The following is a 25,040-nucleotide window of genomic DNA, read 5'->3' as shown; positions in this document are numbered from 1 at the left end:
CTAACAACAGGCGGTACCAACACAATTGGTACCGCCTAATCGCTAATTTGGTCTAGTATTGACTTGTATGTATCACGATTAAAAAGGAAGTAGGTGAACCTAATTAAGCAGGTAATGTATTTGTTTTGACATGGGTAGTTTTGAAGCGCTCTTATGCAGCTATCGGTGACAAATTCAGTAGTAGGTAAAATGAGTTTTAAAAGAAAGAATAGAAGCATTCATAAGTGGGCTGGCATTATTGTCGCGCTACCATTGCTGGTAATTTTGGTTACCGGAATATTGCTGTTGGTGAAAAAAGAATTCGACTTTATTCAACCACCTTCAGCGAAAGGGAAGACCTCTCAGCCAACCATCACTTTCGAACACATTTTAGCTGCGGCACAGTCAGTCGAAATGGCACAAATATCGAGTTGGGATGATATCAATCGATTAGATGTGAGACCTGCCAAGGGGATCACTAAAGTTCGTAGCCACAATAGCATCGAAATTCAAATCGACAGTCATACAGGCCAAGTACTTCAGGTGGCTAAACGCAACTATGAATTTATAGAAAGCCTGCATGATGGCACCTTTTTCGAAAAAAACGCAAATCTTTGGTTGATGCTACCTGTCTCTTTGATTTTACTTTTTATGGTGTTTACGGGCTTTGTGATGTTTTATCAGCCGTTTAGAACGAAAAAGCGGAATAAGCAAAGAGGTGGCAACACATAGAGCTTTATTCAAGTGAGATATGCAGCTTACTTTCAACCTGAGCTGCTAAGCGCTGTTTTTGAGACTTGCTTCGCTCATGAGGTGCAAATTTAGGACTGCAACTCGCAAGTAAATTCATAGCTGTGATCAATTGCTTTTCCTCTTGGTCACTTAAATTTACTTGCGTCAGCCGTGTGTTCAATAACCCAATTGTAATTTCTTTTTTGGCAATATCTTCAGGAAGGCCAGTACGAGTGCAGAGCCCATAGGTACCTTCTAAAAAGTGTTGCCATTGTGTCGCAATAAACAGGTTTAGTTTTGATATATCATCTTCATAACCCATTGAAATATTGTTTCTTGCCAATTCATGGATAGTTTTCTGCAAGCGTTCACTAAAAATTGTAAAGGCAGCTTCTGAGGTTGTATTACATTTCACTTTATTTAACCACTCAGCATAACTCTTAGGATAAAAGGATATCTTTCCATGTTGTTCGTGCTCCCCAAAAAATGAATTGCAAAGTAGGTTGGCATCCAAAATATAACTGGGTCTGGGCATGACACCAATTGTTTGTAATTCAATAAACTTTTGCAGCTCAACGTCACAATGTTGAATAAGCCGTGCTTCTGAAAAAAAGTAAGTGTAAAGGTAATCTAATAATTCCATAATATGAGCCTATTTGGCTGCAACTAACCAAGAACGCCATTGCAGCCCTAAAAAATAAATGACTATAGGGAATAATCCCTGAATACGTTTGCGACGCGTAATCGATAGTAGGCAAACAGCTCTGTTTTACCGATATGTTGAGCATCTTGGTGCATTATTTGGTTTCGCCAGCGCATCACGGATTCGTTATCTTGCCAATAGGACAGGGAAAGGTATTGCTCGGGATGATTGACGTTTTGGTAGCGCTCTATGGAAATGAATCCGCTTTGCTGAACTAAAACTTTCTTAAGTTCACCTGCGATATCAAAATATCGGGGAGCTGCATTCGGCTTTAAGGTAACTTCAAATATAACGGCTATCATTTTAATGCACCTGAATAGAACTTTTGAGTTTCAGGTACGCCTTTTAAAAAGTAGCGTTTTTCATGCAATATAAACTGTGCCTCCTGGGCGTATTGGAAATTATCAACGGCGCCTTTGTCTTGTTTTAATCTCTCTCTGTAGCTTTCATATTCGGCTAGGTTGTTGAATGTGATGAGTCCGTAACCGCGTTTATTATCGCCTTCATGTGGTAAGAAATAACCAATTAGATTACCACCACATCGCGGGATGATTTCCCCCCAATTTTTTGCATATTGCTCAAACTCTGCGTGTTTAAATGGGTTAATTTCGTATTCAATGAAACATGTAATGGACATAGAGATTGCCTCCTTTATTGTTTTGAGGCAGTCTACCAAGCCAAAAATGGCATGCTTCGATGACCATCGAACTATTGGTAAATATATGGAACCAAATATCTCAATTGTGGCAGGGTTAATCGCAGATCCTACCCGAGCAAAAATTCTGACTGCTTTAATGGGAGGTAAAGCGCTGACTGCCACCGAGCTTGCGACCGAAGCCGATGTGACACCGCAAACAGCAAGTAGTCATTTGTCTAAACTTGTGGACGGATCGCTATTGCAAGTTAGAAAGCAGGGGAGGCATAAGTACTTTCAATTAAAAGGGCTAAGTGTTTCGGAATTATTGGAACAACTATTGGTGATCACAACAAGTGTACAACCCAAAGTGCAGACAGGCCCAAATGAAACAAGATTACAATATGCAAGAGTATGTTATGACCACTTAGCTGGAGAGCTGGGTGTAAAGCTTTATGATGCTTTGGTGGCGCATGGTATTTTGATCGATGCAGGGGAGCAAACACAGCTTACGGAAAAAGGTCAGGCTTACTTTGGTGAGTTAGGCGTCGATATTGTTAAGTTGCAAGCAAAGAGGCGTCCAGTTTGTAAATCTTGTTTAGATTGGAGTGAGCGTCGCAATCATTTAGCGGGGAGCCTTGGACAATGGGTGTTAGACTATATCTTTGAAAAAGGTTGGGCTCAAAGAGACTTAGATGCGCGTTCAGTGAGTTTTTCAAAAACGGGTCTAAAGGCGTTTGAGCGCACTTTTTTAATCGAGCTTTGAATTAAGTCGGGTAGATATGTATTTATCACTTTGTTTGGAAAATGAGTAAAGAATTAAGCCTTCCTGAGAGTTTAATGAACCTTCGCTCCAAACAATAAATGTTGCTGTTTTTCCACCTAGATACTTATATTGATAGCGCCCTCCCCAAGGGTCTTTAGGTAAGTTCTGTATAATACGAGGTTCGGTGGAGATTAACGAAGATAAGTCTTGCAGTTGACTAATGGGTTTATCTAATAAAGTGCCATAAAGAGCTATAGCTTTGCCCAATTGCTCTATGTCTGACTCTGCCGCCATTTTCGCAGGAACAGGACCACAGATAAAAGCGGTCTTAAGTGATGCAAATAGGAGTGCACTAGCTACTACAAAACTGACGCTTAATAGATGTTTTCTCATAATTTATTGTAATAGTTCGACAAAAAACACAACCTAATGCATTACGCATGACTATGATATGAATGAGTAAACTGAGAGCGTAACTCTTGCAACAAAAAAGTTAGTGTTCTTGTCGTGCTAAACGCCATTTATTCGGTGTAGTTCCTAATTGCTTTTTAAACTCATTATAAAACGAACTTTTGTTGTTAAACCCGCTATCTAAGGCAATTTGTGTAATGCTAGCTTTATTTTTTGAGTGCATTAATAGTTGGCAAGCGTGCTTAACACGGTGCTCGTTGAGTAAAGTATAAAAACTGGTGTGCATATGTTCATTGAGCAGCTCAGATGCTTGATGTTGAGTTATATCTAGTCTTATGGCCAGTTGTCCAAGTGTCAGTTGGTTGTCTAAAAAGAGTTGTTCTTTTTTTAGTAAGTGATGCATCTTTTCTATGCAGTCTTTTGCCACTGAATCACTGAGCTGAAAGGCGCGTTGTTTGACTATTACATCCTCTGAATAATAACTTTGAGTACCGAAGTCTTCAGTGATTATGTGCTTAGTTCTGGACTGGGGGTTTTGTTTTGAAACTTGATTAATGCGATAAGCGGCATAAAAAGAAAATGTCATTAAGTAACAGCAAATACTGATATTAAGTAGTGACCATAGTGGGTAAGTCCAGCTTGATTGGCTCAAATATGAGACTGCAACTAAACCGTTCAAGGCCACCAAATAGGTAATAGTAATCAGTAACAGCTTACTGCGCTTAAGTGGGTTTGAAGAGGATTTGGGGGCATGCTGCCATATGCTAGTAACATAGCTGAACATTAAACCAAAGTAGATAATGTACATTAACTCAGTTTGAGTATGAAAGCCTATGACTTTAACGCTCAGAAAGAATACAAACGGAGTGCAATGAAGGGCTAAATCTTTAACTCTAGGGGGTGTTTTGCTGCAATAAAATAAATACGTAAATGCGCAAAATAATAAGATGCAGCAATTTGCTATTTGCGATATGAGCGGGGCGTGAATATTAAACTTCAATTGTACATAGCTAATAAGCGGCGTAAGCATTAGAGCAAGGTTTGCTAAGCTTAGATAGTGCGCACTTTCTTCAAAGCTTTTTTCATACTTAAGCATCAGACCGGTACAGAAGAGGGTTAGCACACAGCAAACCAAATAAAACTCCCTTTGCAATTCAATCCACATAAATAAGGTACTCTTCGCTAGTTTCATTCGAAATTACTAATTATGATGTCAATTTAGTTAAATGGACACTTGCTAATTAGTTGATTGATATCGATATTAATTCAAAAAACTCCTCTTTTATCAAGGCGGAATATTTTTACCCAAGTCGTAAGCAGACTGGAAGTGCGATAAAAACAAGGACCAGGAGTCATTATGAAATCTATTCAAGCAGCAATTTTATTAACCAGTGTGGGTTTTGTCAGTTTAAATAGCGCAGCTCAACCGTTAACTGAAAGCGAAGTAAAAATACTAAAACAAAATGTCATTACGTACATGAGTGCTTGGAATGTTCAGAGCGAGAGTGAAAGGGTTAGCATGTTAGAACAGGCAACCAACCCTGGCTTTGTATATCAAGACCCGAGCTCTGCAGGTTATGCAATCAATAACGCTCAACTGGTAAGCAACTGGATAGGGGGTTTTCAAGGACAAATGCGTGATTATGGACTATGGCCTTACGATGCGGCTTTGGTGTCAAATATCGAAGTTCATGGTAGCGTTGATTCGGCAAATATCAGATTCAATTGGCATATTACAGCGCTTGGTGGCGCTGTATCGGTTGCTGAAGGCGTAGATTACGGTACGGCTTCCAATCTGAAGCTCAATAGCATTACTGGTTTTTTTGGGGCACTAACACCTAAGTGCCAATCGCCACAATGGCAAGGTGGTGAGACATATGTAGGCGATAGCTTAGTGACTTTCAAAGATGCTATCTACCAAGCTAAATGGTGGACCCAAGCATCACCAGAAGAAGATACGGAAGTTTGGGTTAAGCTTCGCGATTGTACAATCTCAATTTAAGTTAAATTCTAGTCAGCACCAAGGGCAGCTCAATCCGCTGCCTTTTTTTGTTTTTTCAGAAATGTTTGAATGTTTATTTTTGAGCACTACTATATAGCTTCAGCAATGAAAAAATAAAGGAGTATTTAATGGCGAATAAGCAGTATATTGTCGATCGTTCACTACACTGGATTGCCGCGTTTTTGATCTTATTTATTTTGATGAATATGGGCGCGCAAATTCACACCGTAAATTACCAAATCAAAGGTCAAATTCTTCATCGCCAAGAAGCTATTCAACTTCACGCACTAATGGCAATAGGTGTATTTGCTCTGGTTATACTGAGATTTATATGGGAGAGACGATTTGCAACTCATCTTAAAAGGCAGTCACCTCAAGGCAAGCTACACGCAAGGTTTGTACAAACAGTTCATGCCTGTTTCTACCTCATTCTATCAGGGTTAGGTATCACAGGGTTGGGCATGGCTTTTAATGCCGAGGTATCAATTCACTTATTTGGAGTGCAATTGTCGGATGTGGTCAATAGCGATGGCCGTTTCTATGGACAAATGTTGGACATTCATTTAGAACTAATAACCACACTATGGTGGTTAATCATGTTGCACTTTGCAGGGGTTATATACGCCCGTCGCTAGCATGTATTTAGTTAAATTAGGTGTGATAGGGCCTCACACCTAATCTCATTCGTGTTAACGCAGTACATCCTTTAATGCAGCAAGTAGTAGTGCAATGTTTTGCTCTTGCGCCGTTGTGCCCATTAAACCTATTCTCCATGTTTTACCTGCGAGCTGACCAAGGCCAGCACCTATTTCTAGATTATATTTGTTCAGGAGAGTGGCGCGTACTTCAGCATCGTTTACGTGATTCGGAATAATTACCGAATTTAATTGAGGCAAGCGATAAGCTTCATCTACTAAGAAATTTATACCAAGATGGGATAACCCCTCGTGCAGCGTTTTATGCAGCTGAGTATGTCTTTGCCATGCCTGCTCTAGGCCTTCTTGTTTTAGTATGACTAAAGACTCATGCAGGGCATAGAGTGAATTGACGGGTGCTGTGTGGTGATAGCTTCGTTTACCTTCACCAGACCAGTAGTCCATTACAAGAGACTGATCTAAAAACCAGCTAGGTACTTTGGTTTTACGTTGTTTGAGAGTTTCAACAGCTTTGTCGCTAAAGCTCACAGGAGAAATTCCTGGTACGCAGGATAGGCACTTTTGGGAGCCAGAGTAAATGGCATCAATCCCCCATTCGTCGACCCTCAACTCGCTGCCGCCAAGTGACGTTACTGCATCGACAATCGTTAAGACATCATATTGCTTAGCCAATTGACAAAGAGACTTCGCATCGCTTCTAGTGCCTGTAGAGGTTTCGGCATGGACAAAGGCCAGTGCTTTAGCATCTGGGTGAGCCGCTAGCGTGTCAGCAACTTTCTCCACTGATACTGGCGTGCCCCATTTGTCTTCAACAACAATTGCCTGGGCTCCAACACGTTCAACGCTCTCTTTTAATCGGTTACCAAACACACCATTAATACACACAATGACTTTGTCGTTTGGTTCTAATAAGTTAACAATACATGCTTCCATTCCCGCCGAGCCCGGTGCGGATAGCGCAATTGTAAATTCATTCTTAGTGCAAAATGCATACTGCAGCAGCTGTTTAATTTCATCCATCAGGCCGATAAATTGTGGGTCTAAATGCCCAACCGTTGGTCTTGCAAGCGCACCTAAAACACGAGGCGATACATTTGATGGGCCGGGGCCCATGAGGACACGAGGTGTTGGGTTAAATGATTCGAACATAAAATTCCTGTTTGTTGTAAGGCTCTTTGCTGGATTGAACGCATGAAGAGCAGCTAAGAACTAGAAGTCCATTGTGGTCATAGTGTTGTTTAATTTCCAGTGCTCAAATCAAAAAACTAAAGGGTAATGACACATATCTTAGGTTAACTCAGCTTCAATTTACGTGGTCTTTCATTTTACTAATTAATCAAAATGGGCTTGCAACCAAGCTAGGAACTGCTGTTGCTTTTGCGTGCTAGAAACGGAAGCTGAAACCAAATAATAACCGAGTTGAGAAGCTTGAGAGGAATAATCGCATTGACGGAGAATCTTGGTTGAGACTGCATACTGAATTAAAGTGTTGGAGCAAAAAGCCAACCCTGAACCTGCAATGGCTTCGTCAATACAGTAAGACTCTTGATCGAAGTAAACAACCTCTAGCTTATTGAGGTCTAACTTATTGTGATTTAACCATTGTTGCCAAGGAGGTGATGGTAAAAGCCGACTTTTCCATTTGGGTATAAACACTTTTACACAATCGTTATTGGTGAGTTTGCTCAAACATTCTTCTGTGCCGTAGATATTAAATGACTCTCTAGTAAGCTGCGCGCTTTTCGCAACGTTATTAATTTCTCCAAAGCGAATAGAAATGGCATGTGGGTCATGAATTAATTGCTCACCTGTGACGATTTCAACTTCCAAGTCAGGGTAACTTTTTGAAAGAGTGCGAAGCTGAGGTATTAAAAACTGTGCCGCGAATGAAGAGGTGGTCTGGACTTTTACTTTTTGAGATTGTGTTTGTAGTACATTGACTGCGTGCTCAATTGTACTAAAGCCTGAATCAGTCGCTTTTGCTAAAAACAGCCCTATGTCGGTTAGGCATACCTCTCGCGTTTTACGAATAAATAGCTTAACGCCTAGTCTAGATTCTAGATTGCTTACATGGTGAGAGACTGCTGTTGCGCTGATGTTTAACTCTTGTGCGGCCACTTTAAAGCTACTGTGTCGCGCTGCCACATCAAATACCTTTAGCGCTTGCATAGATACCTTTCCCATTTTTTCCTCCCAGTGCAAAAGTCAGTTGCTAATTATACATGAGTAAAACTTATTTATAAGGAGGGCCAATTCATTTGTCAGTGGAAACCTAAAAACGCACAATGGGCCCCTGAATTAACAACAAGAGAACACTTTTATGACTCAATTACTTCATATAGATGCGAGCATTCGAAAGCGTCGTAACGATAACCCAAATCACGATTCGATTTCTAAGAGATTAGCGCACTGCTTTGTCAGTACACTTAAAGAAAATACATCCATCCATAACTATATGTATAGAGATGTTGGTATTAATCCCCCCCCGTTTACGGATCAAGACTGGCTTGGGGCGGTGTTTACTAAAAAAGAAAACCGCACTGAAGAACAAAAAAACAAGTTGGCAGTGTCGGATAAACTAATTGATGAGTTAATACAGGCTGATATTGTCGTGATTTCCACCCCTATGTATAACTATGGTATGCCAGCACAATTAAAAGCTTGGTTTGATCAAATAGTAAGAATCAACGAAACCTTTAGTTTTGACCTCGCCCGTGGCGATTTTCCTTTAGAGCCAATCTTGTCGGGAAAAACCTTAGTGCTGTTAACATCATGTGGTGAGTTTGGATTTGAAGCTGGTGGTGTAAGAGAGAGCATGAACCATTTAGCACCGCACATTCGTACATTGTCTAAGTACCTTGGCTGTGAGCAAGTTTTTGAAATTGGGTCTGAATATCAGGAGTTTGCTGATTTTAGGCATCAAAGTTCATTGGAGTCTGCTTTTGTAAAGTCGCGGGAGCTTGCTTTAAAACTGGTTTAAAAAAGCAAAGTAAACGGCAAAAATCAATTTTGCTGTTTACTTATAAGCATTACAAATTCTATTATCTGCTTGCTTGTGAACAATGCACAAAGGAGCAGATATTTTGTCAGATAGTGCTTGCCATAAATCGGTACAAACAATATGTGAAGACTATTTTCATCATCTTAATCAACCTTTTCAGCGCTTAGATAGCTGGCATTTTTGTGATAACGAAAAAGATGCTAATACGTGTTTATCCTTAGTCATTGCTGGCATAAAAAAGGCCACATCTCCTTCTCTTTGGTGGTATCAAGCCAACGGGTTTGAGCTACCTAAAGTCGGTGATCTAAACGTTGTAACTGACTGGCAAGGGGTTGCACATTGTATTATCAAGACGGTGCGGGTTGCTGTTATACCATTTGAGGAGATTGATGCCGATTATGCCTTATTAGAAGGAGAGGGCGACAAAAGCTTGGAATATTGGCAGCGTGTTCACTGGGATTACTATCACAGAGAATTGAAGGAAACAGAATTTCAACCAGAAAAAAGCATGCCGATCATCTGTGAAGAGTTTGAAGTGGTATTTAGATTGGGTGGCAAATGATTGAAGCGGTAATATTCGATATGGACGGCACTTTGATTGATTCAGAGCCCATGTGGAAAGATGCAGAAAAAGAAGTGTTTAGCAGTTTGGGCGTTAACGTAAGCGATGAACTTGCGTTACAGAGTGCGACAATGACCACCATAGAAGCCGCTACATTTTGGTTTAATCAAAGTCCGTGGCATGGGCCGAGTATTGAGCAAGTTGCACAAGCCGTTGTTACACGAGTTGCTGAACTAATAACGCATCGAGGCAAGGCACTTGAGGGGGTACACAGCACGCTAAAGTTACTCAAAGATAATCAAATAAAGATTGGTTTGGCAACCAATGCGCCCGCTCAGCTAATCCCCATTGTTTTAGACACGTTGGATATTTCTCACTATTTCTCTGATTGTCGTTCATCAGATGATGAGCTTGCAGGAAAGCCCGATCCAGCGATCTATTTAACCGCTGCCCAAGGGTTGGATGTGTGTCCTTCAAGGTGTTTGGCAATAGAAGACTCTAGTACCGGAATTTTGGCTGCAAAAGCAGCAAAAATGCGTACATTAGCAGTACCTCACAAAGGTGAGTACGAGCATCAAAAATTTGACCTATCGGACTTTAAGCTAAGAAGCTTGACTGACTTTAACCTTTCGTACTTGGTTTAATATTTACAGAAATAAAACTTTTAAAAGTCGATTTTTCGTTGAAGTCCATTTTAAATCGGTTGAATTATCGCCGTTAACTTTGCTTTTGTTGCTGGCTATGACTAGCATAAATCATTGTTGGGTATACAACTTGCGGTATTTAAGGAAGGGCATGCGAATTTTAATTGTTGATGATACATACTTTATGCGCGAATTGATCAGTGAAAGTTTGCAAGAACGTGGGTTCAATGAGCTAACGCAAGCCAGTAATGGCGAAGAAGCGTTAAGTGCTTTGTCAGACGAGCATTATGATTTAATCGTAACCGACTGGAATATGCCAAAAATTAATGGTGTCGAACTAATTAAGCAAGTGAAACTAGAGCCAGCATATCGAGATATCAAAATAATTATGCTCACTGGCGACACATCACCTGATAAAGTTCAACAAATGAGTCAGCTTGGTGTTAACGCATACATATCTAAACCTTTTTCACCAGAATCCTTATCTGATTTAGTCGTCAAACTTGCTTAAATTTGCGACTAAAATTTAATTCACGCCAAATGTCCTAAATACTTGAAAAAGTGCGCAAAGGTAGAGACTATAAGCGCACTTATATCCATTAATCAGAAACGGAAATTATCATGACAAAAGTTTTACATACAGAATCAGCACCAGCTGCAATTGGTCCATACGTACAGGGCGTTGATCTAGGAAATATGGTGTTGACTTCAGGACAAATTCCAGTAAACCCTGCGACAGGTGAAGTACCTGAAGCAATTGCAGATCAAGCGAGACAATCACTTGAAAATGTAAAAGCTGTAGTAGAGTCATCTGGTCTAACTGTTGGTGATATTGTAAAACTAACCGTATTTGTTAAAGATCTAAATGACTTTGGTACGGTAAACGAGGTATATGGTCAATTTTTTGATGAGCACAAAGTTGCAAACTATCCGGCACGTTCATGTGTGGAAGTTGCGCGTTTACCTAAAGATGTAAATATCGAGATTGAAGCGATTGCAATTCGCAAATAGTTGCAATTCAAAATTTAAAGGAGCGTAGGCTCCTTTTTTATTAGGCGTGCTATTTCACGAGTATAATTTCAATGATCAGGGAGTGCACGGTGATTGAAAGAAAACGCGGTATATACGCTGGCCGCAATAAATCATCAGCATATAAAGATTTAGTTTGGACAGTTGCCACATCTTCTAACACACAAGTTGGCATTGAAGAGCAAACACAACTTACCTTAAACACCATACAAGAAAATCTGACCGAGCTAGGTTCAGACAAGAGCCAAATTGTTTCAGCGCAAGTTTACATTGCAAACATGGCAGATAAGCCATTGATGGATGAAGTCTGGAAAGCATGGTTAGGGCCAAATCCTGAACATTGGCCACAACGAGCTTGTTTGGGAGTTGCTCTTGAGGGGGATGTACTAATTGAAGTAACTGTTACAGCAATAAGAACACTATAATGTGGTGAGGAATCATGGTGTTGATAGAAATAAAACCAACTCAAATCGAACATATTGATGCTTTTGTCGCTATGGAAAAAGCAGGCACCACATCGTCCTATATCATCCCATACTCAAAAGAGCAGCATTTAGCTGAGATGCATAAAGAGGACAATGTTTATTTGTCAGTGTTTCACCAAGGTGTATTAGCTGGTTTTATCATTCTGGCTTGCGAAGCGGATCAAAGTGTAGAGTTTAGACGTATTGTCATTGCTTCTAAGGGACAAGGTGTTGGTCAAAAGGCTATTTCTCTAATGGAAACGCACTGCGTAAAACAGCTAAATTGCAAGCGAATATGGCTAGACGTATTTGAGTCCAACCTCAGAGGCATTCATATATATAACAAATTAGGCTATCGACCATTTGATGACTCTTTACACATGGGGAAAAAGCTGATTTTAATGGAAAAGAAATTCTACTAACTTGGTGTAAGTATAAGGCGTTGACATCAAACTGATATCTCGACATGATTGACTTATGAACATGAGTGCACGCAATAGAACAAGCCGAATTATCATCATTCCATAGGAATGGTGGGCTTTTGTATGTTCGAGCGAAAACCCGCCTAGAAGGCGGTTTTTTCATTTCTGCCTTTTGGGTACTTCGAATCAAGGAGACAGAATGAAGAAAATAGCAATATTTGGTAAACCCGGTAGTGGTAAATCGACCTTTAGTGCCCAATTAGCAAGTCTTTCAGGGATACCATTACATCAAATTGATACTATGGCTTTTAATGCCGATGGTTCGCAGGTATTGCGAAGCAAGTTTGATAAAGCGCACGACAAAATACTTAACTCAGAAAGCTGGATCTTGGATGGATTAGGACCTATTGGGTCTTTTCAGCAGAGAATAGCTTGTGCTGATACGCTCATTTATATCGATTTACCTTATCCCTTGAGTTATTGGCTTGTGACAAAGCGGTTTCTTAAAGGGATTTATCAGAAACCAAAAGGGTGGCCTGATGGAAGTTCCTTAGCCAAAGGTACATTGCAATCATATAAATTTCTAGGGCAGTCCCGTCGATTTTGGAACGAGTCGTTTTATCAGTCGCTAAGAAGAGGCGCTAAAGAAAAAGCACTGTATAGAGTAAAAACCTTAAATGAGCTAAATGGCCTACTTAAAGTATTGGTGCCTCAGCACTAATCTTGCGCATAAGGCGAATACTGCTGGGGCATTCGCCTTTTGGTCAATTAATCGTCTTGATCTAAGGTTGCTTGCAACAAAGATTCAGTTTGAATGGCGATGTCTTTCATCTTAATTGCATACTGCTCTAGCGCCTTTTGCTCAGAGCTTTCCGCTACAAACTTAGGAACCGGTATTGGGTAACCCGCTTGATCCATAGCAATAAAACTAATAATACAATGGTTAGTTTCTACCATATGTTGGTTTTGCGGGTCGCCACATCGCACTTGAATAAATATCTGCATACTGGTTTTTCCCGTGTGAGCAATTTTTGCAGAAACTTCAACAATTTGCCCAACAAGGATTGGGCGGTGAAAACGAACCCCAGCTACTGAAACCGTTACGCAGTAGGCTCCACTCCAACCAGCTGCGCAGGCATAACCAGCCTGATCTATCCACTTCATAACCACGCCACCGTGTACTTTTCCGCCAAAGTTAACATCGGTTGGTTCTGCTAAGAATCTAAAAATGACTTCTGATTGCTCGGCCATACGCGCCTCAAAAATTGTCGAGTATGGGGTAAGTATAGAAAAAAAGGGGCATTTCGCCCCTCGCAATTTAGGAAATAGTAATAATTGGTTGGTTATTACATGTTGGGGTAATTTGGACCGCCAGCACCCTCAGGAGTGACCCAGGTGATATTTTGGCTTGGATCTTTGATGTCACAAGTCTTGCAGTGGATACAGTTTTGCGCATTAATCACAAACTGCTTTTCACCTTCTTCGTTTTCATTTACTTCGTAAACACCAGCCGGGCAATAACGCTGTGCTGGTTCTGCATATTTCTCGAGGTTCACGGTAATTGGGATCGTGGCATCTTTAAGTTGTAAGTGACATGGTTGCACTTCCTCATGATTGGTATTAGATAAAAATACTGAAGACAACTTATCGAAACTTAACTTACCATCTGGTTTAGGGTAGCTTATCTCGACTGAGTCTTTTGCCAATCTTAGTGATTCATAGTCTTTGCTAGTATCTTTAATTGTAAATGGCAAAGAGCCAGAGAAGAAGTTTTGATCAATCATGTTATATGCGCCGCCTAAATAGCGACCTAACTTATGCATAGCTGGGCCAAAATTGCGAGACTGATAAAGCTCTTCATAAAGCCAGCTGGCCTTGAATTTATCATCAAAGCTTTGCAAATCATTCACTGGTTCGTCACTTGCTAAGGCTTCAATGATGGTATCGGCTCCGATAATGCCAGACTTCATCGCAGTGTGGTTGCCTTTGATTTTTGCAAAGTTAAGGGTTCCAGCATCACAACCAATAAGTAGACCACCTGGAAAATGCATTTTTGGTAAAGCGTGTAAGCCGCCTTTGGCGATGGCCCTAGCACCATAAGCAATGCGCTCACCACCTTCCAGAGTTGCTTTGAACACCGGGTGATGCTTCATTCTCTGAAATTCGTCAAAAGGACTTAAGTACGGGTTTTTATAATTCAAGTCGATAATCAGGCCCACAACAACTTGGTTATTCTCGGCATGATACATGAAGGAGCCACCATGTGTTTCGCCGTCTAATGGCCATCCAGTACCGTGAACAACGGTCCCTTCTTTGTGCTTTTCAGGGTCAATCTGCCAAATTTCTTTGAAGCCAATACCATAATGTTGAGGAGATGCGTCTTTGTCTAAATTGAACTCCTTAATAAGCTGCTTTCCAAGGTGGCCTCTGCAGCCTTCTGCAAAAACAGTATATTTTGCTCTGAGTTCCATACCGGGCATGTAAGTGTCTTTTGGTTGGCCTTCGCGGTCAAGACCCATATCGCCAGTGACTATACCTTTCACTTCGCTTTCTTCAATAATAAGCGAATGAGCACTAAACCCAGGGAAAATTTCAACCCCTAATTGTTCGGCTTGTTCTGCTAACCAACGGCATACGTTACCCATAGAAACAATGTAGTTACCGTCATTTTTAAAAGTTTTTGGTACAACCACATGAGGTAAGTTCGTTGCGCTTTTCTCATCTTTGAATAAATAGATATCGTCATGAGTGACTTTGGTTGTGACTGGTGCGCCTTTTTCCGCCCAATCAGGTATTAACTCGTCCAACGCTTTGGTTTCAAATACAGCACCCGATAAGATGTGTGCGCCTACTTCTGAGCCCTTTTCTACCACACAGATCATCAATTCTTGTTCTTTTTGCTGTGCTTGTTGGGCGAGTCGAATAGCGCATGATAGACCGGCAGGTCCCGCACCCACTATAACGACATCAAATTCCATGGTTTCACGTTCGACCATTTTTACCTCGTATACATTGACGGTAGATTAACTTAAACTCGAGTTAAGTTTTTTTTACGTTAAGCTAAGGTTATTTTAGGTTGACGTTTACGTCAACAGGAAGTAGGCTGGTTTCATTAAATTGTTTTATTGACGTACGCGTCAGCTACACAAATAACCAGATGATGGAGTAACCATGAAAGTACTTGTACCAATCAAACGCGTGATTGACTACAACGTCAAAGCGAGAGTCAAGGCCGATAACAGCGATGTTGATCTTACGAATGTAAAAATGGCTATGAACCCGTTTTGCGAAATTGCAGTAGAAGAAGCTATCAGATTAAAAGAAGCGGGCAGTGCAACTGAAGTAATTGCAGTGTCAATTGGCGACAAAGCTTGCCAAGAACAGCTTCGTACTGCACTTGCTCTTGGTGCCGATAAGGCAATCCATATCGAAACTGACGCTAAATTAGAGTCGCTTCATGTAGCAAAATTACTTGCGAAGTTGGTTGAACAAGAAAATCCAGAATTGGTTATCTTAGGTAAGCAGTCTATAGATGCAGATAACAATCAAACAGGCCAAATGCTTGGTGCTTTGACAAAGCGTGGTCAGGGAACATTTGCTTCAAAGCTTGTTATTGAGGGTGAGAACGCAGTCGTAACACGTGAAGTAGATGGTGGCCTGCAAACCGTTTCATTACCTCTTCCGGCAATTGTAACAACGGATCTTCGTCTTAACGAACCACGTTATGCAACGCTGCCTAATATCATGAAAGCCAAGCGCAAGCCTTTAGATGTAGTCGCAGCAGACACTTTAGGTGTTGATTTAGCGCCACGAGTTGAGCTGGTAAAAGTTGAAGAGCCAGCAAAGCGTGAAGCAGGTGTTATTGTAGAGAGTGTTGAAGAGCTCGTAACTAAACTTAAGACTGAAGCGAAGGTGATCTCATGAGCGTATTAGTAATTGCAGAACATGAAAATGGCGTATTAAAGCCAGAGACCGCTAAAGTGGTTAGCGCCGCGGTTAAGATTGGTTCGCAGGTCGATGTATTAGTTGCAGGTCATAACGTGGCTGGAGCAGCAGACGCTGTAGCAAGTATTGCAGGTGTTAGTGTTGTTAAGCTTGTTGATAACGCGAACTTTGAACATCAGTTAGCAGAGAGTACTGCTGACTTAATCGTAGAGCTTGCTGGTGGCTACAGCCATATTTTGGCAAGTGCATCGACTACGGGCAAAAATATTCTGCCGCGGGTTGCAGCGTTGTTAGATAAGTCACAAATATCAGAGATTGTTGATGTTATTGATGCCGATACCTTCAAACGTCCTATCTATGCTGGTAACGCAATTGCGACAGTTAAATCTCTTGAATCACAAAAAATTATAACAGTGCGCGCTAGTGCATTTGATGCTGCGGGCGAACAAGGACCTGTGGCTGTTGAGGCGCTGTCGAATGAAAATGCAAATACGCTAAGCAGTTTCGTAGGTGTTGAACAAACGGAATCAGAGCGTCCAGAGCTGACCGCTGCTCCAGTTATTATCTCAGGTGGTCGCGGTATGCAAAATGGTGATAATTTTGCTCTGTTGAATGGCGTTGCTGATAAACTGGGCGCAGCAATTGGTGCATCACGTGCTGCGGTAGATGCGGGCTTCGTACCAAACGATATGCAAGTTGGTCAAACTGGTAAGATTGTCGCACCTGACCTTTATATTGCGGTTGGCATCAGTGGAGCAATCCAACATCTCGCTGGGATGAAAGATTCTAAAGTTATCGTCGCTATCAACAAAGACCCTGAAGCGCCTATTTTTCAGGTTGCTGATTATGGACTAGTTGCTGACCTGTTCGACGTATTACCTGAGCTTGAGCAAGCCCTGTAACCAATTCTGGTTGTTAAAGCCGTGTGCAATTTGCCGCGGCTTTTTTTGTATCATCTTAGACTCGTAGTGCATTGCTATTATTGATTACTCCGCTTTCTGCAAAGTATGTTCAATACTGCAAATTAATGTTCTAAACGTCATTATACTTTAGTCTCACCTTGATTGTTGTGCTTTCATCTAAACATACCTCGAATTGCACACGATATAAAAATTGTGGTTTTTTCAATTTTAAAAATTGAATCTGTTAGAGGCAGTATCTGTATTTAGGCAACTTTTTCTCGAGAGGACTTTATAAAAAAATCACCAGTGTAATAAAAATGCAATAATGTTGGTGTTTTTACGCTGTAGTCGCCCCTCTGAGGCTTTTCAAAAAAACAAAAGAAAAAACAATTCCCCGTCCTTTTTTCTAACAAGGTATATACAAGTGTATGATTAGATTGCTTATTTTGTACTTTTTATAGGTAATGATTTATTTGTAATTGTCTGTTTGTTTTTCATACGATGAAGGTGCAGTATTTGACTTAACTAAAACAAAAGGATGTTAAAAAATGAAAAAATTACTAATGGGACTTACAGTTTTTAGCACGTTTTCTGTTGTAGCCAGTGAATTACCAGAACTAGATGCTTTATTACAAGATCCTGCACATCAAAAATATGAAGAAGCGCTAAAAGCAGAAGTTATCAGTACGCATGAGAATTATCAATTGTATCTAGAGACACTAAGGAACAATGGCGAAGTTGTGCCTCTAGCGCCAGCACCACCCATTTCCTATTTGGAAATCAGAGGTGTATTGTCAGCGCAGTATCAACAATGGGACTATGTTGATCCTTCTTCATTTTCAACCAACCAAAATCATGGTGGTGAGTTTTATGCGGTAACAGTGGAGTATGGTTATGCAACACCAGCTTCAAGACGTTTTGTAGTGAATGGTTCACCATTGAAACTTTACACAAGCAAGAACATCACTGATGCGGGCAATGTTGTAATTGGTTTTATCAACTACTGGCACAATACACAGACTAGTTTTACCGGTGGTACATCAACTTATCAGGGGACATCAATTAACTTCCCTTATAACAAAGAAGACGACAGGCTTTATATTCGCTAGTTTACTACTACTGCAAGTGCATCACGTTATGCACTTGCATTGAAACCATATTGATACACTTCTAATTTATTGATCAGGGTTTGATAATTTTTTATGACTTCAGGTGTAGCCGTTCCTTGTTGCTTTGCACCGGCTAAATCTTCTTTCATTTGTGTAATAACATTAAACTTTTCACTTTGGGCTTGCGCTAGCGTTTTTCCTCCTAGCTGGCCGTCATGTTTAATCAATCCATATTCGCCTGTCATGAAAGCCATTTCTCCCATACTTAGATAGCCTTGCTCATAAAGTGCATGTGCAGCGTCCGATTGCTCTTGCAGGGTCATACTCGTGAAATCAAATTGTCTTTCTGGCATTGGCTTTGCTGTATCGACATTGCCAGCTTCTGAGGTTGGTTTAGTTTGCAGGGCTTGGTTACTCAGGGTTGATTGATTATTTGCCCCAGAGACTTGGTGGTAACTGTTAATTCCTACAGAGTTGATCATCTTTAATCCTTAATATGATGCGTGGTGGTAATTTTAAACAGCAATTTACATTCCAATTTTTTACGTCAGGTAGCGAAATTAGTGCAGTTTAGGCTAGTGGGCCCAAGCTAAATGGGGTTTACTTGTTTATAATTAGTGACTTAAAATTTACAACTTAGCTACGTTTGATTTGGAGGTATTCGGCATGCTGAAGGGGAGTTGCCTGTGTACGGCAATTGAGTTCACACTTATGAGTAAACCAAAGGCAATAACGGCTTGTCATTGCCGCATGTGTCAAAAACACCACGGAGCACCATTTGCTGTATACGTTAGCGTGCTCAAAACACATTTGTCGATCAACAAAGGCGCACAATTGTTGGTTTCTTACAACTCTTCTGGCGAAATACAAAGACAGTTTTGTCAAAAGTGTGGTTCAAGTTTGTTTTGGCTGGGAAGTGACAGCCATACAGATTGGGTTTCTGTGGCACTAAGTACGCTTGATGAGCCTTGTAACGTAGACAAGGTTAAACATATTCACCAAGAATCCAAAGTGTGTTGGCTAGACTTATAAATTACGTTTCAATGAAATAGCACTGTAATTTTGCACGCTTGAGTTCAAAGGGGCAATTTAGCTCATAACTTTGGTGATATTTTTGCATTTGTTGACAATACATGAACATATGCTGCAGTGTGACGCTGATGCGCTCTACTTGAGGGGGTTAAATTGGCTCACTTTCTCTCGAACTAATAAAAAAACGAACTATTTCAAAGTACTTCAATAATCTATGAAATAAATACTTCATATTTTGCCGATAAGGTTCTGGCGGTTTTTAGGGTAATCAGCCATTACAATCTGTGCGAGATAAATATGAAACATACACTTCCGTTACCATTTTCAAAGTCCTACAAAGCAATAGCTTTGGTGCTAGGCGTCGTTGCAACAGGTGTTCAAGCCAATACTTTGCAAGGGCAAGTTGGCGATAAACAGAACAAAGCGTTATTCGAAGGAGCACAAGTTTCACTTGTAGAGCTCAACAAACAGATCAGTTCTAGTCGAGATGGAAGCTTTGTATTCACCAAAATACCCGCCGGCAGCTACACATTGAAAGTCAGTTATATTGGCGCTCAATCAAGTGAGCAGGTTGTGGTTATTAAAGACAATGAAACCACAGAAATAAAAGTGCAACTTGCACCAATGCAAAATGAGCTAGATAACATTATTGTCGTAGGCCAACGAGCAGGCCAAGCTGGGGCATTTAACAGACAAAAAAATGCTGACGGCATCATGTCTGTTGTCAGTGCTGACAGTATAGGGCAACTTCCAGATCAAAATGCAGCAGAAGCTTTGCAACGCTTACCTGGGATGTTTATCCAACGCGACCAAGGGGAAGGTCGTTTCGTGGGTATACGAGGTATTGATCCGGGGCTAAACAACGTTTCAATCAACGGGGCAAATGTGCCTTCTCCTGAAGCTGGGGTCCGTAGCGTCGCAATGGATGTCATTCCCAGTGAGTTAATCCAAAGTTTGGAAGTAAGCAAAACAGTGACGCCTGATATGGACGCCAGTGCAATCGGGGGCAGCATCAACGTAAAAAGTTTAAGTGCGTTTGACAGGCAGAGACAAAGTTACAGCTTTACCGTGCAGGGGTCTCATAACGAACAGGTGGATAAGACCAGTCCAAAATTGTCGGCAAGTCTTAGTGATATTTTTGAACTATCAAGTCATACACAATTAGGGATCGCCACCGCAGTTTCTTGGTTTGAACGAGAGTTTAGCTCGCACAATACGGAAACTGACGGTGGTTGGATGTCGCTTGAGCAAGAAAGCGCTGAAACTTCTGACGATGTTGAGTTTTTTGGTGCTGAAGAAATAGAACAACGTCACTATCAAGTAACTCGTGAGCGACTAGGTGCCGCTTTAAACTTAGATTTACATCAAGGTGGACTAAACAAGTACTATCTTCGCTCACTATACAGTGAGTTTTCGGATGATGAGTTTCGACTTAGAAATGAATACAAATATGATAAAGGCAAGTACTTGAGTGCTGAGTCTACTGAAACCTCGGCATATTTCACCGAAGCTGAAATGGACAGAGATACCAAAGATAGATATGAAGAGCAAAGTATTTTGTCTGTTGTTGCTGGCGGTGAACATATCTTGCAAAGCTGGTTTGTTGAATACAATGTAGGCTATTCAAAGTCGGATGAAACTGAGCCAAACCGCCTTGATGTTGACTTCACGGGAGAGGAGCTCAATTTGGGTTATGCTGCGCTCGGCAGTACACCAACGTTATCTCATTCTGAATCAGCACATGATCTTACTAATTTTGCGATGAATGAAATTGTTTGGGAAAACAATGTTAGTGAAGATGAAGCGACCAGTTTCAAACTAGATGTTAGCAAAGACTTTGTCATCAGCGGCCATAATGCGCAATTCAAAATGGGCCTCAAGTACAATGACCGTGAGAAAGTAAATCAAGTTAAAACAGTGGTTTATGATGGAGGTTTTGACGACCTGACAGCACAACAATTTGCCACAAGTGCACCTAATTATGACCTGGGATTATTTGGACCAGGCCTTTCGCGAGCAGGGATCAGAGAGTACTTCAACACAAACAATGCAAATTTGAGCATTAATGAGCTAGAAAGTGATATTGAAAGCAAAGGTAAAAGTTATAGCTCTCAAGAAACTGTCACGGCACTGTATGGTATGGTCAGCGTTGATATGGGTAAGTTAAATATTATTACTGGCTTACGTTTTGAGGACACTGAGTATGAGACCTCAGGCAGCCGCGTAGAGCTCATTAAAAATGATATTCAAGACAGTGAAACTGTAGCAATTACACCTTGGCAAGTAAGTAAGAGCTATGATCATTTACTACCTAACCTAACTTTACGTTATGCGCACTCGGATTCACTGATTACTCGTTTTGCATATACACAAACGATTGCTAGACCAAGTTTTGGAGATGCTGCGGCATTTCAGTTGTTAGAAAGTGAAACTGGAATGGACGATGGTGAAGTAATAGTTGAACGAAAAGGAGAGGTTGGTAACCCAGAACTCAACCCATATGAGGCAGAAAACCTAGATTTTTCAATAGAATATTATCCTGGAAAAATTGGTATTATCAGTGCTGGGTTGTTCCACAAAAATATTGATAACTATATTGCTAAACAGCAAGTACAAGACAATGGCAGTTGGGATGGCTTTGAAGAAGTTATTCAGTCGGTAAATGGAGGGGAGGCAGAATTAACGGGGATAGAGGTTGCTTACACTAAGAACTTTGATAACGGCTTTATGTTCTCGACAAATGGTACCTTCATTGACGCAGATGAAGCATTGCCAAACCAATCTGATACAGTGGCAAACCTCATGATTGGCTATGAAGACGATAAAGTCAGTGCGCGTTTGAGCACAAGTTACAAAAGCAAATCGTACATCATGACCGAAAATGATGCACGGGTGTATCAAGATACGCATAATCAGGTTGACCTTAGCGTTAAATACTACTTCAACGAACAAACTCAGTTCTACTTTAATGCAATCAACATTACTGATGAACCATTCTATGTGTACCATGGCGAAAAACAATATAACTATCAATATGAAAGTTATGGCCGCTCATTCGAGTTTGGTATCACTTTAAGCTCTTTCTAATTTAATACATCAGTAATACTATGGAGCTGCCAAGGTAACTTGGCAGCAAATAACTATGACACTAAAAACTGCTCAGCTACTTGTCTCTGCATTGTTTGTAGGAAGCATCAGTACCGTTAATGCAAGCCAAACTATTTCATTTTTAGCTTTTGGCGATGGTGGATATCACCCTGATTACCCTAAAGCCAAACATGTTGAAAACCCAAAGAACAAAGCGCAGTTCATCGCAGCTGAAAAGGCAGATTGGTTAGAAGACAATAGGCCAATCGAGGAGTTTGATCATGCTCCCATATACATTTACCCCAATACTGAGATTGCAACAGAAGATACGGGTGCGGCAGCTGTCGGCCATGCGATGGCGAAACTGTGTGAAATTAAACCGTGTCAATTTGGGATTCAGTTGGGTGACAATATCTATCCTGATGGCGCAGATGCCAATGATGGAAAAGATGATCAAAAACGCATGGATGATTTGATACTTGGTCCGCTAAAACCATTATTTAAAGACAATAAAGACCTAATTGTTTATTCTGCGCTTGGTAACCATGATTGGAAAACTTCTCGCAAAGGGGTAAAGCTACAAACTGAGTGGATGGCCAAGCAGCCTAACTTTCATATGGATGCGAGAGGGTATTATAGTTATACCGTTGGTGCGGCAGGCAGTGATGTAGAATTTTTCGTACTTGACACCAATATGTTGTTATCTGGACAGCATTACTACGAAATTCCGCTAAAAGAAGATGGCAGCGAGCAAGGTCTAGCATCCGCTTTAGCGAGTAGACAAGCTGAAGTCGAAGACATTGAAGTACACGAGTCTCCGGTTAGTGGAGAAGATCACAAACAACTAGCTTGGTTGGCTGATGGACTTAGAAATTCAAAAGCGAAATGGAAAATCGTGTATGGGCACCATATTTTATGGTCCATTGGTGGCACAAAATACGATGAGGGACACGTCTTAAGGCGACTAATTTTACCTGAATTATGTCAATATGCTGATGCTTATATAGCAGGGCATGAACATGATCTAGAGCTACTTAGCGACGATTGTTCAAGGGTGATGCCTAACAATAATAAGCCTAAGCTGCCTTTGATAATAAGCGGTGCAGCGTCAAAAATGCGCGGTACACATTCACCGTTTGCCGAGCAGCAGGAAAAGCGCTATGCAGAATATGACTTAATATGGGCGAAGAGCTTTATTTGGGGGTTTGCACATATTGAGCTAGACAATCGAAGTGACAGCTTAAATGTCAGTTTTTATACGACACCCAGAGATAAGTCTGGTGCTTTGATATCGGAAGCTAGCTTTTCATTCAAGCATCGTGGTGAATGATCATATTGAGCACGGCTATACGTGTCGTGCTCAATATACTAAATATTCAGTCTTTAAGAAGCGCTTTCAGATCGTCAGGAATTGGCATTTTTTTCATAGCGCTGACATTACTTCCGCCCGTATTTCCAATTGGCACCCACAGTTTCGAAAATAATATTGAGGCGACAATGCGTATACATTGACCAATAACCTCTCTTTTATTGGCAGTCTTAAGTCCCACTTTTAACATCCACCAATGGCTTAATGTATGTGGTATAACATATTTTTGTCCGAGAATATGTGCGCGCTCGAGACGCTTAAAGCAAAGAGCAAAATGTCTTGTTGCATAATATTCTTTAGCAACATTCATCTCGAAGTTAAATGCATCTTTGAATTTTTTATTCATCAGCTAGCCTTTCATCATTAGTGCTTTTGGTCACATGTTACAAAATGGCGAAATGAAAAAATTGAACAAACTGGCTACGATGTACATTGAATTGCATTTAGTGTTTTAAAAATTGTAAACACATAAACTGCAAAGTCTGATTAATGACCGACATACAAGTTAAAAAACCATCAAATGACTCGATTGTTGGTATTGTTTTTAAGGTTATTATTGTTATTAATGCATTTTTCGGGGGACAATATGTAAGCTTATAAATCTTATGGAGATTTCATGCTTATCCAAGAAGCTAGTCGACACTTTTTGCTACACTGTCAATATGCCCGAAAATTATCACCTCACACTCTCAGGGCTTACAAAAGGGACTTAGACACTTTTGTTGAGCTTGTAGAAGAAAAAAATGTGCTTGATCTAAATAAACATCACTTTAAGCGTTATCTATATGATTTACATCAAACAGGCCTGAGTATTCGCAGTATAAAGCGAAGGATTGCCTGCTTAAAATCAATGTTTAGATGGCTGGAGCAAGAGGAGGTTATAAATTCGAACCCAATGCTTAAAGTGGATACTTCACTAAAAGTGCCTAATTTGTTACCGCGAAATATATCTAAAAAGAACCTACGCAAGATGCTAAATACAGCAAGGAGTGAACTCGGGTTGGCAAAAGAAGCAAGTTATGACCTTTCTAATGTAGGTCCGTTGGTTCGTTCTTCAAAAGACTTAAATAAGCTCACTTGCATCCTATCACTTGAATTGCTCTTTGCGACGGGTGTTCGTGTAAGTGAATTGGTAAACATTGAATTAAACCAAGTTTTAATGAGAGAGCGAAAAGTAAAAGTGTTAGGGAAAGGTCAAAGAGAGCGCTTTGTATTTTTACCAAGCGTTGAGCTGCTCTCGTTACTAAATACATATGTTACGTTGAGAGGCCGGTTAAACGTTGAACATCTATATCTATTTGTAAATAGTAGAGGAAAGCAGGCGTCTCCTCATTTTATTCGCAAGCTAATCCGAAAAACAGCAGAAAAAGCAAAAATAGAGAAAGTTACTCCTCATATGTATAGACACTCGTCAGCGTGCCAATTGCTGGAGTCAGGTGTAGATATTCGATATGTTCAAAAATTACTCGGCCATCAAAGTATTTTAACAACCCAGCTCTATACTCACGTCAATGATAATGAGCTGCAAAAGAAGATAACTAAAGCAAATATAAGGAGTTTTATTGCATAAAAAGTAACGATAACTAGGAAT

At 40.6% G+C, this 25,040-nt stretch carries 30 protein-coding genes; 19 read left to right on the top strand and 11 right to left on the bottom strand.

What is annotated here, in order from left to right; translation table 11 throughout:
• The first annotated feature begins 189 nt into the window (after window positions 1-189).
• The gene (locus N475_RS02900) at window positions 190-711 is read left to right on the top strand and encodes a PepSY-associated TM helix domain-containing protein (RefSeq protein WP_081232364.1); all 522 of its coding nucleotides are present in this window, start codon (window positions 190-192) and stop codon (window positions 709-711) included.
• Window positions 712-715: 4 nt separating this feature from the next.
• Here the strand turns inward: N475_RS02900 and N475_RS02895 are convergent, their stop codons facing one another.
• The 3 genes from N475_RS02895 to N475_RS02885 form a co-directional block, all read right to left on the bottom strand.
• On the bottom strand, window positions 716-1,354 hold the full coding sequence (locus N475_RS02895) for a DUF6058 family natural product biosynthesis protein (protein ID WP_063364663.1): 639 nt from the start codon (window positions 1,352-1,354) through the stop codon (window positions 716-718).
• A gap of 62 nt (window positions 1,355-1,416) precedes the next feature.
• Window positions 1,417-1,716: an antibiotic biosynthesis monooxygenase family protein gene (locus N475_RS02890; RefSeq protein WP_063359065.1), complete on the bottom strand. Its 300-nt coding sequence runs from the start codon at window positions 1,714-1,716 to the stop codon at window positions 1,417-1,419.
• Window positions 1,713-2,051, bottom strand: a complete 339-nt coding sequence (locus N475_RS02885) for an NIPSNAP family protein (protein WP_063359064.1) — start codon at window positions 2,049-2,051, stop codon at window positions 1,713-1,715. Before N475_RS02885 ends, N475_RS02890 begins: the two co-directional genes overlap by 4 nt.
• On the opposite strand from N475_RS02885, the gene N475_RS02880 reads away from it, so the two are divergent.
• On the top strand, window positions 2,044-2,814 hold the full coding sequence (locus N475_RS02880) for an ArsR/SmtB family transcription factor (RefSeq protein ID WP_231102541.1): 771 nt from the start codon (window positions 2,044-2,046) through the stop codon (window positions 2,812-2,814). The genes N475_RS02885 and N475_RS02880 overlap by 8 nt on opposite strands.
• Here N475_RS02880 and N475_RS02875 read toward each other — a convergent pair.
• Both N475_RS02875 and N475_RS02870 read right to left on the bottom strand, forming a co-directional pair.
• On the bottom strand, window positions 2,800-3,207 hold the full coding sequence (locus N475_RS02875; protein ID WP_063359062.1) for a type II secretion system protein GspG: 408 nt from the start codon (window positions 3,205-3,207) through the stop codon (window positions 2,800-2,802). The two genes, N475_RS02880 and N475_RS02875, sit on opposite strands and share 15 nt — an antisense overlap.
• Window positions 3,208-3,307: 100 nt before the next feature.
• The gene (locus N475_RS02870; RefSeq protein ID WP_162269582.1) at window positions 3,308-4,033 is read right to left on the bottom strand and encodes a helix-turn-helix domain-containing protein; all 726 of its coding nucleotides are present in this window, start codon (window positions 4,031-4,033) and stop codon (window positions 3,308-3,310) included.
• Between the two features lie 549 nt (window positions 4,034-4,582).
• On the opposite strand from N475_RS02870, the gene N475_RS02865 reads away from it, so the two are divergent.
• Both N475_RS02865 and N475_RS02860 read left to right on the top strand, forming a co-directional pair.
• Window positions 4,583-5,227, top strand: coding sequence for a hypothetical protein (locus N475_RS02865; protein ID WP_063359060.1), 645 nt, complete (start codon window positions 4,583-4,585; stop codon window positions 5,225-5,227).
• Between the two features lie 128 nt (window positions 5,228-5,355).
• Window positions 5,356-5,862, top strand: a complete 507-nt coding sequence (locus N475_RS02860) for a cytochrome b/b6 domain-containing protein (protein ID WP_063359059.1) — start codon at window positions 5,356-5,358, stop codon at window positions 5,860-5,862.
• A 54-nt stretch (window positions 5,863-5,916) separates the two neighbouring features.
• Here N475_RS02860 and N475_RS02855 read toward each other — a convergent pair whose 3' ends face one another.
• Both N475_RS02855 and N475_RS02850 read right to left on the bottom strand, forming a co-directional pair.
• On the bottom strand, window positions 5,917-7,032 hold the full coding sequence (locus N475_RS02855; protein WP_063359058.1) for a pyridoxal-phosphate-dependent aminotransferase family protein: 1,116 nt from the start codon (window positions 7,030-7,032) through the stop codon (window positions 5,917-5,919).
• A gap of 183 nt (window positions 7,033-7,215) precedes the next feature.
• Window positions 7,216-8,067 (bottom strand): LysR family transcriptional regulator, encoded by an 852-nt coding sequence (locus tag N475_RS02850; RefSeq protein WP_063359057.1) that lies wholly within the window; start codon window positions 8,065-8,067, stop codon window positions 7,216-7,218.
• Window positions 8,068-8,203: 136 nt separating this feature from the next.
• On the opposite strand from N475_RS02850, the gene N475_RS02845 reads away from it, so the two are divergent.
• The 8 genes from N475_RS02845 (at window position 8,204) to N475_RS02810 (ending at window position 12,726) form a co-directional block, all read left to right on the top strand.
• Window positions 8,204-8,863, top strand: a complete 660-nt coding sequence (locus N475_RS02845) for an FMN-dependent NADH-azoreductase (RefSeq protein WP_063359056.1) — start codon at window positions 8,204-8,206, stop codon at window positions 8,861-8,863.
• A gap of 103 nt (window positions 8,864-8,966) precedes the next feature.
• The gene (locus tag N475_RS02840) at window positions 8,967-9,446 is read left to right on the top strand and encodes an ASCH domain-containing protein (protein WP_063359098.1); all 480 of its coding nucleotides are present in this window, start codon (window positions 8,967-8,969) and stop codon (window positions 9,444-9,446) included.
• Window positions 9,443-10,090 carry a hexitol phosphatase HxpB gene (hxpB, locus tag N475_RS02835; protein WP_063359055.1) on the top strand — a complete coding sequence of 216 codons (648 nt, stop codon included), beginning with the start codon at window positions 9,443-9,445 and terminating at the stop codon, window positions 10,088-10,090. Before N475_RS02840 ends, hxpB begins: the two co-directional genes overlap by 4 nt.
• Before the next feature lie 151 nt (window positions 10,091-10,241).
• Window positions 10,242-10,601, top strand: a complete 360-nt coding sequence (locus N475_RS02830) for a response regulator (RefSeq protein ID WP_063359054.1) — start codon at window positions 10,242-10,244, stop codon at window positions 10,599-10,601.
• A 110-nt stretch (window positions 10,602-10,711) separates the two neighbouring features.
• Complete coding sequence (locus N475_RS02825; RefSeq protein ID WP_063359053.1) at window positions 10,712-11,101, top strand: Rid family detoxifying hydrolase; 390 nt, start codon at window positions 10,712-10,714, stop codon at window positions 11,099-11,101.
• 89 nt (window positions 11,102-11,190) lie between these two features.
• A complete protein-coding gene (locus N475_RS02820) occupies window positions 11,191-11,544 on the top strand; it encodes a RidA family protein (protein WP_063359097.1) in 354 nt (117 codons plus the stop codon).
• A gap of 14 nt (window positions 11,545-11,558) precedes the next feature.
• Entirely contained in the window at window positions 11,559-12,005 is a 447-nt protein-coding gene (locus N475_RS02815; protein WP_063364662.1) for a GNAT family N-acetyltransferase, read from the top strand.
• 199 nt (window positions 12,006-12,204) lie between these two features.
• Entirely contained in the window at window positions 12,205-12,726 is a 522-nt protein-coding gene (locus N475_RS02810) for a P-loop NTPase family protein (protein ID WP_063359051.1), read from the top strand.
• A gap of 47 nt (window positions 12,727-12,773) precedes the next feature.
• Here the strand turns inward: N475_RS02810 and N475_RS02805 are convergent, their stop codons facing one another.
• Window positions 12,774-13,256, bottom strand: coding sequence for an acyl-CoA thioesterase (locus tag N475_RS02805; RefSeq protein WP_063364661.1), 483 nt, complete (start codon window positions 13,254-13,256; stop codon window positions 12,774-12,776).
• A gap of 95 nt (window positions 13,257-13,351) precedes the next feature.
• Entirely contained in the window at window positions 13,352-15,001 is a 1,650-nt protein-coding gene (locus N475_RS02800) for an electron transfer flavoprotein-ubiquinone oxidoreductase (protein ID WP_063364660.1), read from the bottom strand.
• A gap of 175 nt (window positions 15,002-15,176) precedes the next feature.
• Here N475_RS02800 and N475_RS02795 point away from each other — a divergent pair, with 175 nt between their 5' ends.
• From N475_RS02795 to N475_RS02785, 3 genes are all read left to right on the top strand, one after another.
• On the top strand, window positions 15,177-15,929 hold the full coding sequence (locus N475_RS02795; protein WP_063364659.1) for an electron transfer flavoprotein subunit beta/FixA family protein: 753 nt from the start codon (window positions 15,177-15,179) through the stop codon (window positions 15,927-15,929).
• The gene (locus N475_RS02790) at window positions 15,926-16,852 is read left to right on the top strand and encodes an electron transfer flavoprotein subunit alpha/FixB family protein (RefSeq protein WP_063364658.1); all 927 of its coding nucleotides are present in this window, start codon (window positions 15,926-15,928) and stop codon (window positions 16,850-16,852) included. The genes N475_RS02795 and N475_RS02790 overlap by 4 nt, the downstream gene beginning before the upstream one ends.
• A gap of 548 nt (window positions 16,853-17,400) precedes the next feature.
• Window positions 17,401-17,961 carry a DUF4879 domain-containing protein gene (locus N475_RS02785; protein WP_063364657.1) on the top strand — a complete coding sequence of 187 codons (561 nt, stop codon included), beginning with the start codon at window positions 17,401-17,403 and terminating at the stop codon, window positions 17,959-17,961.
• Between the two features lie 26 nt (window positions 17,962-17,987).
• Here the strand turns inward: N475_RS02785 and N475_RS02780 are convergent, their stop codons facing one another.
• Window positions 17,988-18,443, bottom strand: coding sequence for a hypothetical protein (locus N475_RS02780; RefSeq protein ID WP_063359045.1), 456 nt, complete (start codon window positions 18,441-18,443; stop codon window positions 17,988-17,990).
• Window positions 18,444-18,627: 184 nt separating this feature from the next.
• Here N475_RS02780 and N475_RS02775 point away from each other — a divergent pair, with 184 nt between their 5' ends.
• The 3 genes from N475_RS02775 to N475_RS02765 all read left to right on the top strand — a co-directional run bounded on the left by N475_RS02775 (window position 18,628) and on the right by N475_RS02765 (window position 23,410).
• Window positions 18,628-18,993 carry a GFA family protein gene (locus N475_RS02775; protein ID WP_063364656.1) on the top strand — a complete coding sequence of 122 codons (366 nt, stop codon included), beginning with the start codon at window positions 18,628-18,630 and terminating at the stop codon, window positions 18,991-18,993.
• A gap of 297 nt (window positions 18,994-19,290) precedes the next feature.
• Complete coding sequence (locus N475_RS02770; RefSeq protein ID WP_063359043.1) at window positions 19,291-22,080, top strand: TonB-dependent receptor; 2,790 nt, start codon at window positions 19,291-19,293, stop codon at window positions 22,078-22,080.
• A 55-nt stretch (window positions 22,081-22,135) separates the two neighbouring features.
• Window positions 22,136-23,410 carry a metallophosphoesterase gene (locus N475_RS02765; RefSeq protein WP_063364655.1) on the top strand — a complete coding sequence of 425 codons (1,275 nt, stop codon included), beginning with the start codon at window positions 22,136-22,138 and terminating at the stop codon, window positions 23,408-23,410.
• Between the two features lie 46 nt (window positions 23,411-23,456).
• Here N475_RS02765 and N475_RS02760 read toward each other — a convergent pair whose 3' ends face one another.
• Complete coding sequence (locus N475_RS02760; RefSeq protein ID WP_063364654.1) at window positions 23,457-23,795, bottom strand: DUF3703 domain-containing protein; 339 nt, start codon at window positions 23,793-23,795, stop codon at window positions 23,457-23,459.
• A gap of 270 nt (window positions 23,796-24,065) precedes the next feature.
• On the opposite strand from N475_RS02760, the gene N475_RS02755 reads away from it, so the two are divergent.
• Window positions 24,066-25,019 (top strand): tyrosine-type recombinase/integrase, encoded by a 954-nt coding sequence (locus N475_RS02755; RefSeq protein WP_063364653.1) that lies wholly within the window; start codon window positions 24,066-24,068, stop codon window positions 25,017-25,019.
• Window positions 25,020-25,040 lie beyond the last annotated feature (21 nt).

The organism is Pseudoalteromonas luteoviolacea DSM 6061, assembly GCF_001625655.1.
Taxonomy (GTDB): domain Bacteria; phylum Pseudomonadota; class Gammaproteobacteria; order Enterobacterales; family Alteromonadaceae; genus Pseudoalteromonas; species Pseudoalteromonas luteoviolacea.
The sequence above is the reverse complement of the archived record's forward strand: the minus strand, read 5'-3'. Positions and strand labels throughout refer to the sequence as shown.

Bases quoted from the DNA above. Each gene is read 5' to 3' on its own strand.
- N475_RS02875 (WP_063359062.1), bottom strand. From the start codon at position 3,207: ATGAGAAAACATCTATTAAGCGTCAGTTTTGTAGTAGCTAGTGCACTC.
- N475_RS02810 (WP_063359051.1), top strand. From the start codon at position 12,205: ATGAAGAAAATAGCAATATTTGGTAAACCCGGTAGTGGTAAATCGACC.
- N475_RS02775 (WP_063364656.1), top strand. From the start codon at position 18,628: ATGCTGAAGGGGAGTTGCCTGTGTACGGCAATTGAGTTCACACTTATG.
- N475_RS02855 (WP_063359058.1), bottom strand. From the start codon at position 7,032: ATGTTCGAATCATTTAACCCAACACCTCGTGTCCTCATGGGCCCCGGC.
- N475_RS02790 (WP_063364658.1), top strand. From the start codon at position 15,926: ATGAGCGTATTAGTAATTGCAGAACATGAAAATGGCGTATTAAAGCCA.
- N475_RS02850 (WP_063359057.1), bottom strand. From the start codon at position 8,067: ATGGGAAAGGTATCTATGCAAGCGCTAAAGGTATTTGATGTGGCAGCG.
- N475_RS02845 (WP_063359056.1), top strand. From the start codon at position 8,204: ATGACTCAATTACTTCATATAGATGCGAGCATTCGAAAGCGTCGTAAC.
- hxpB (WP_063359055.1), top strand. From the start codon at position 9,443: ATGATTGAAGCGGTAATATTCGATATGGACGGCACTTTGATTGATTCA.
- N475_RS02885 (WP_063359064.1), bottom strand. From the start codon at position 2,051: ATGTCCATTACATGTTTCATTGAATACGAAATTAACCCATTTAAACAC.
- N475_RS02795 (WP_063364659.1), top strand. From the start codon at position 15,177: ATGAAAGTACTTGTACCAATCAAACGCGTGATTGACTACAACGTCAAA.
- N475_RS02765 (WP_063364655.1), top strand. From the start codon at position 22,136: ATGACACTAAAAACTGCTCAGCTACTTGTCTCTGCATTGTTTGTAGGA.
- N475_RS02900 (WP_081232364.1), top strand. From the start codon at position 190: ATGAGTTTTAAAAGAAAGAATAGAAGCATTCATAAGTGGGCTGGCATT.
- N475_RS02780 (WP_063359045.1), bottom strand. From the start codon at position 18,443: ATGATCAACTCTGTAGGAATTAACAGTTACCACCAAGTCTCTGGGGCA.
- N475_RS02880 (WP_231102541.1), top strand. From the start codon at position 2,044: ATGGACATAGAGATTGCCTCCTTTATTGTTTTGAGGCAGTCTACCAAG.
- N475_RS02800 (WP_063364660.1), bottom strand. From the start codon at position 15,001: ATGGTCGAACGTGAAACCATGGAATTTGATGTCGTTATAGTGGGTGCG.
- N475_RS02890 (WP_063359065.1), bottom strand. From the start codon at position 1,716: ATGATAGCCGTTATATTTGAAGTTACCTTAAAGCCGAATGCAGCTCCC.
- N475_RS02770 (WP_063359043.1), top strand. From the start codon at position 19,291: ATGAAACATACACTTCCGTTACCATTTTCAAAGTCCTACAAAGCAATA.
- N475_RS02755 (WP_063364653.1), top strand. From the start codon at position 24,066: ATGCTTATCCAAGAAGCTAGTCGACACTTTTTGCTACACTGTCAATAT.
- N475_RS02870 (WP_162269582.1), bottom strand. From the start codon at position 4,033: ATGTACATTATCTACTTTGGTTTAATGTTCAGCTATGTTACTAGCATA.
- N475_RS02825 (WP_063359053.1), top strand. From the start codon at position 10,712: ATGACAAAAGTTTTACATACAGAATCAGCACCAGCTGCAATTGGTCCA.
- N475_RS02895 (WP_063364663.1), bottom strand. From the start codon at position 1,354: ATGGAATTATTAGATTACCTTTACACTTACTTTTTTTCAGAAGCACGG.
- N475_RS02860 (WP_063359059.1), top strand. From the start codon at position 5,356: ATGGCGAATAAGCAGTATATTGTCGATCGTTCACTACACTGGATTGCC.
- N475_RS02865 (WP_063359060.1), top strand. From the start codon at position 4,583: ATGAAATCTATTCAAGCAGCAATTTTATTAACCAGTGTGGGTTTTGTC.
- N475_RS02815 (WP_063364662.1), top strand. From the start codon at position 11,559: ATGGTGTTGATAGAAATAAAACCAACTCAAATCGAACATATTGATGCT.
- N475_RS02760 (WP_063364654.1), bottom strand. From the start codon at position 23,795: ATGAATAAAAAATTCAAAGATGCATTTAACTTCGAGATGAATGTTGCT.
- N475_RS02830 (WP_063359054.1), top strand. From the start codon at position 10,242: ATGCGAATTTTAATTGTTGATGATACATACTTTATGCGCGAATTGATC.
- N475_RS02805 (WP_063364661.1), bottom strand. From the start codon at position 13,256: ATGGCCGAGCAATCAGAAGTCATTTTTAGATTCTTAGCAGAACCAACC.
- N475_RS02785 (WP_063364657.1), top strand. From the start codon at position 17,401: ATGAAAAAATTACTAATGGGACTTACAGTTTTTAGCACGTTTTCTGTT.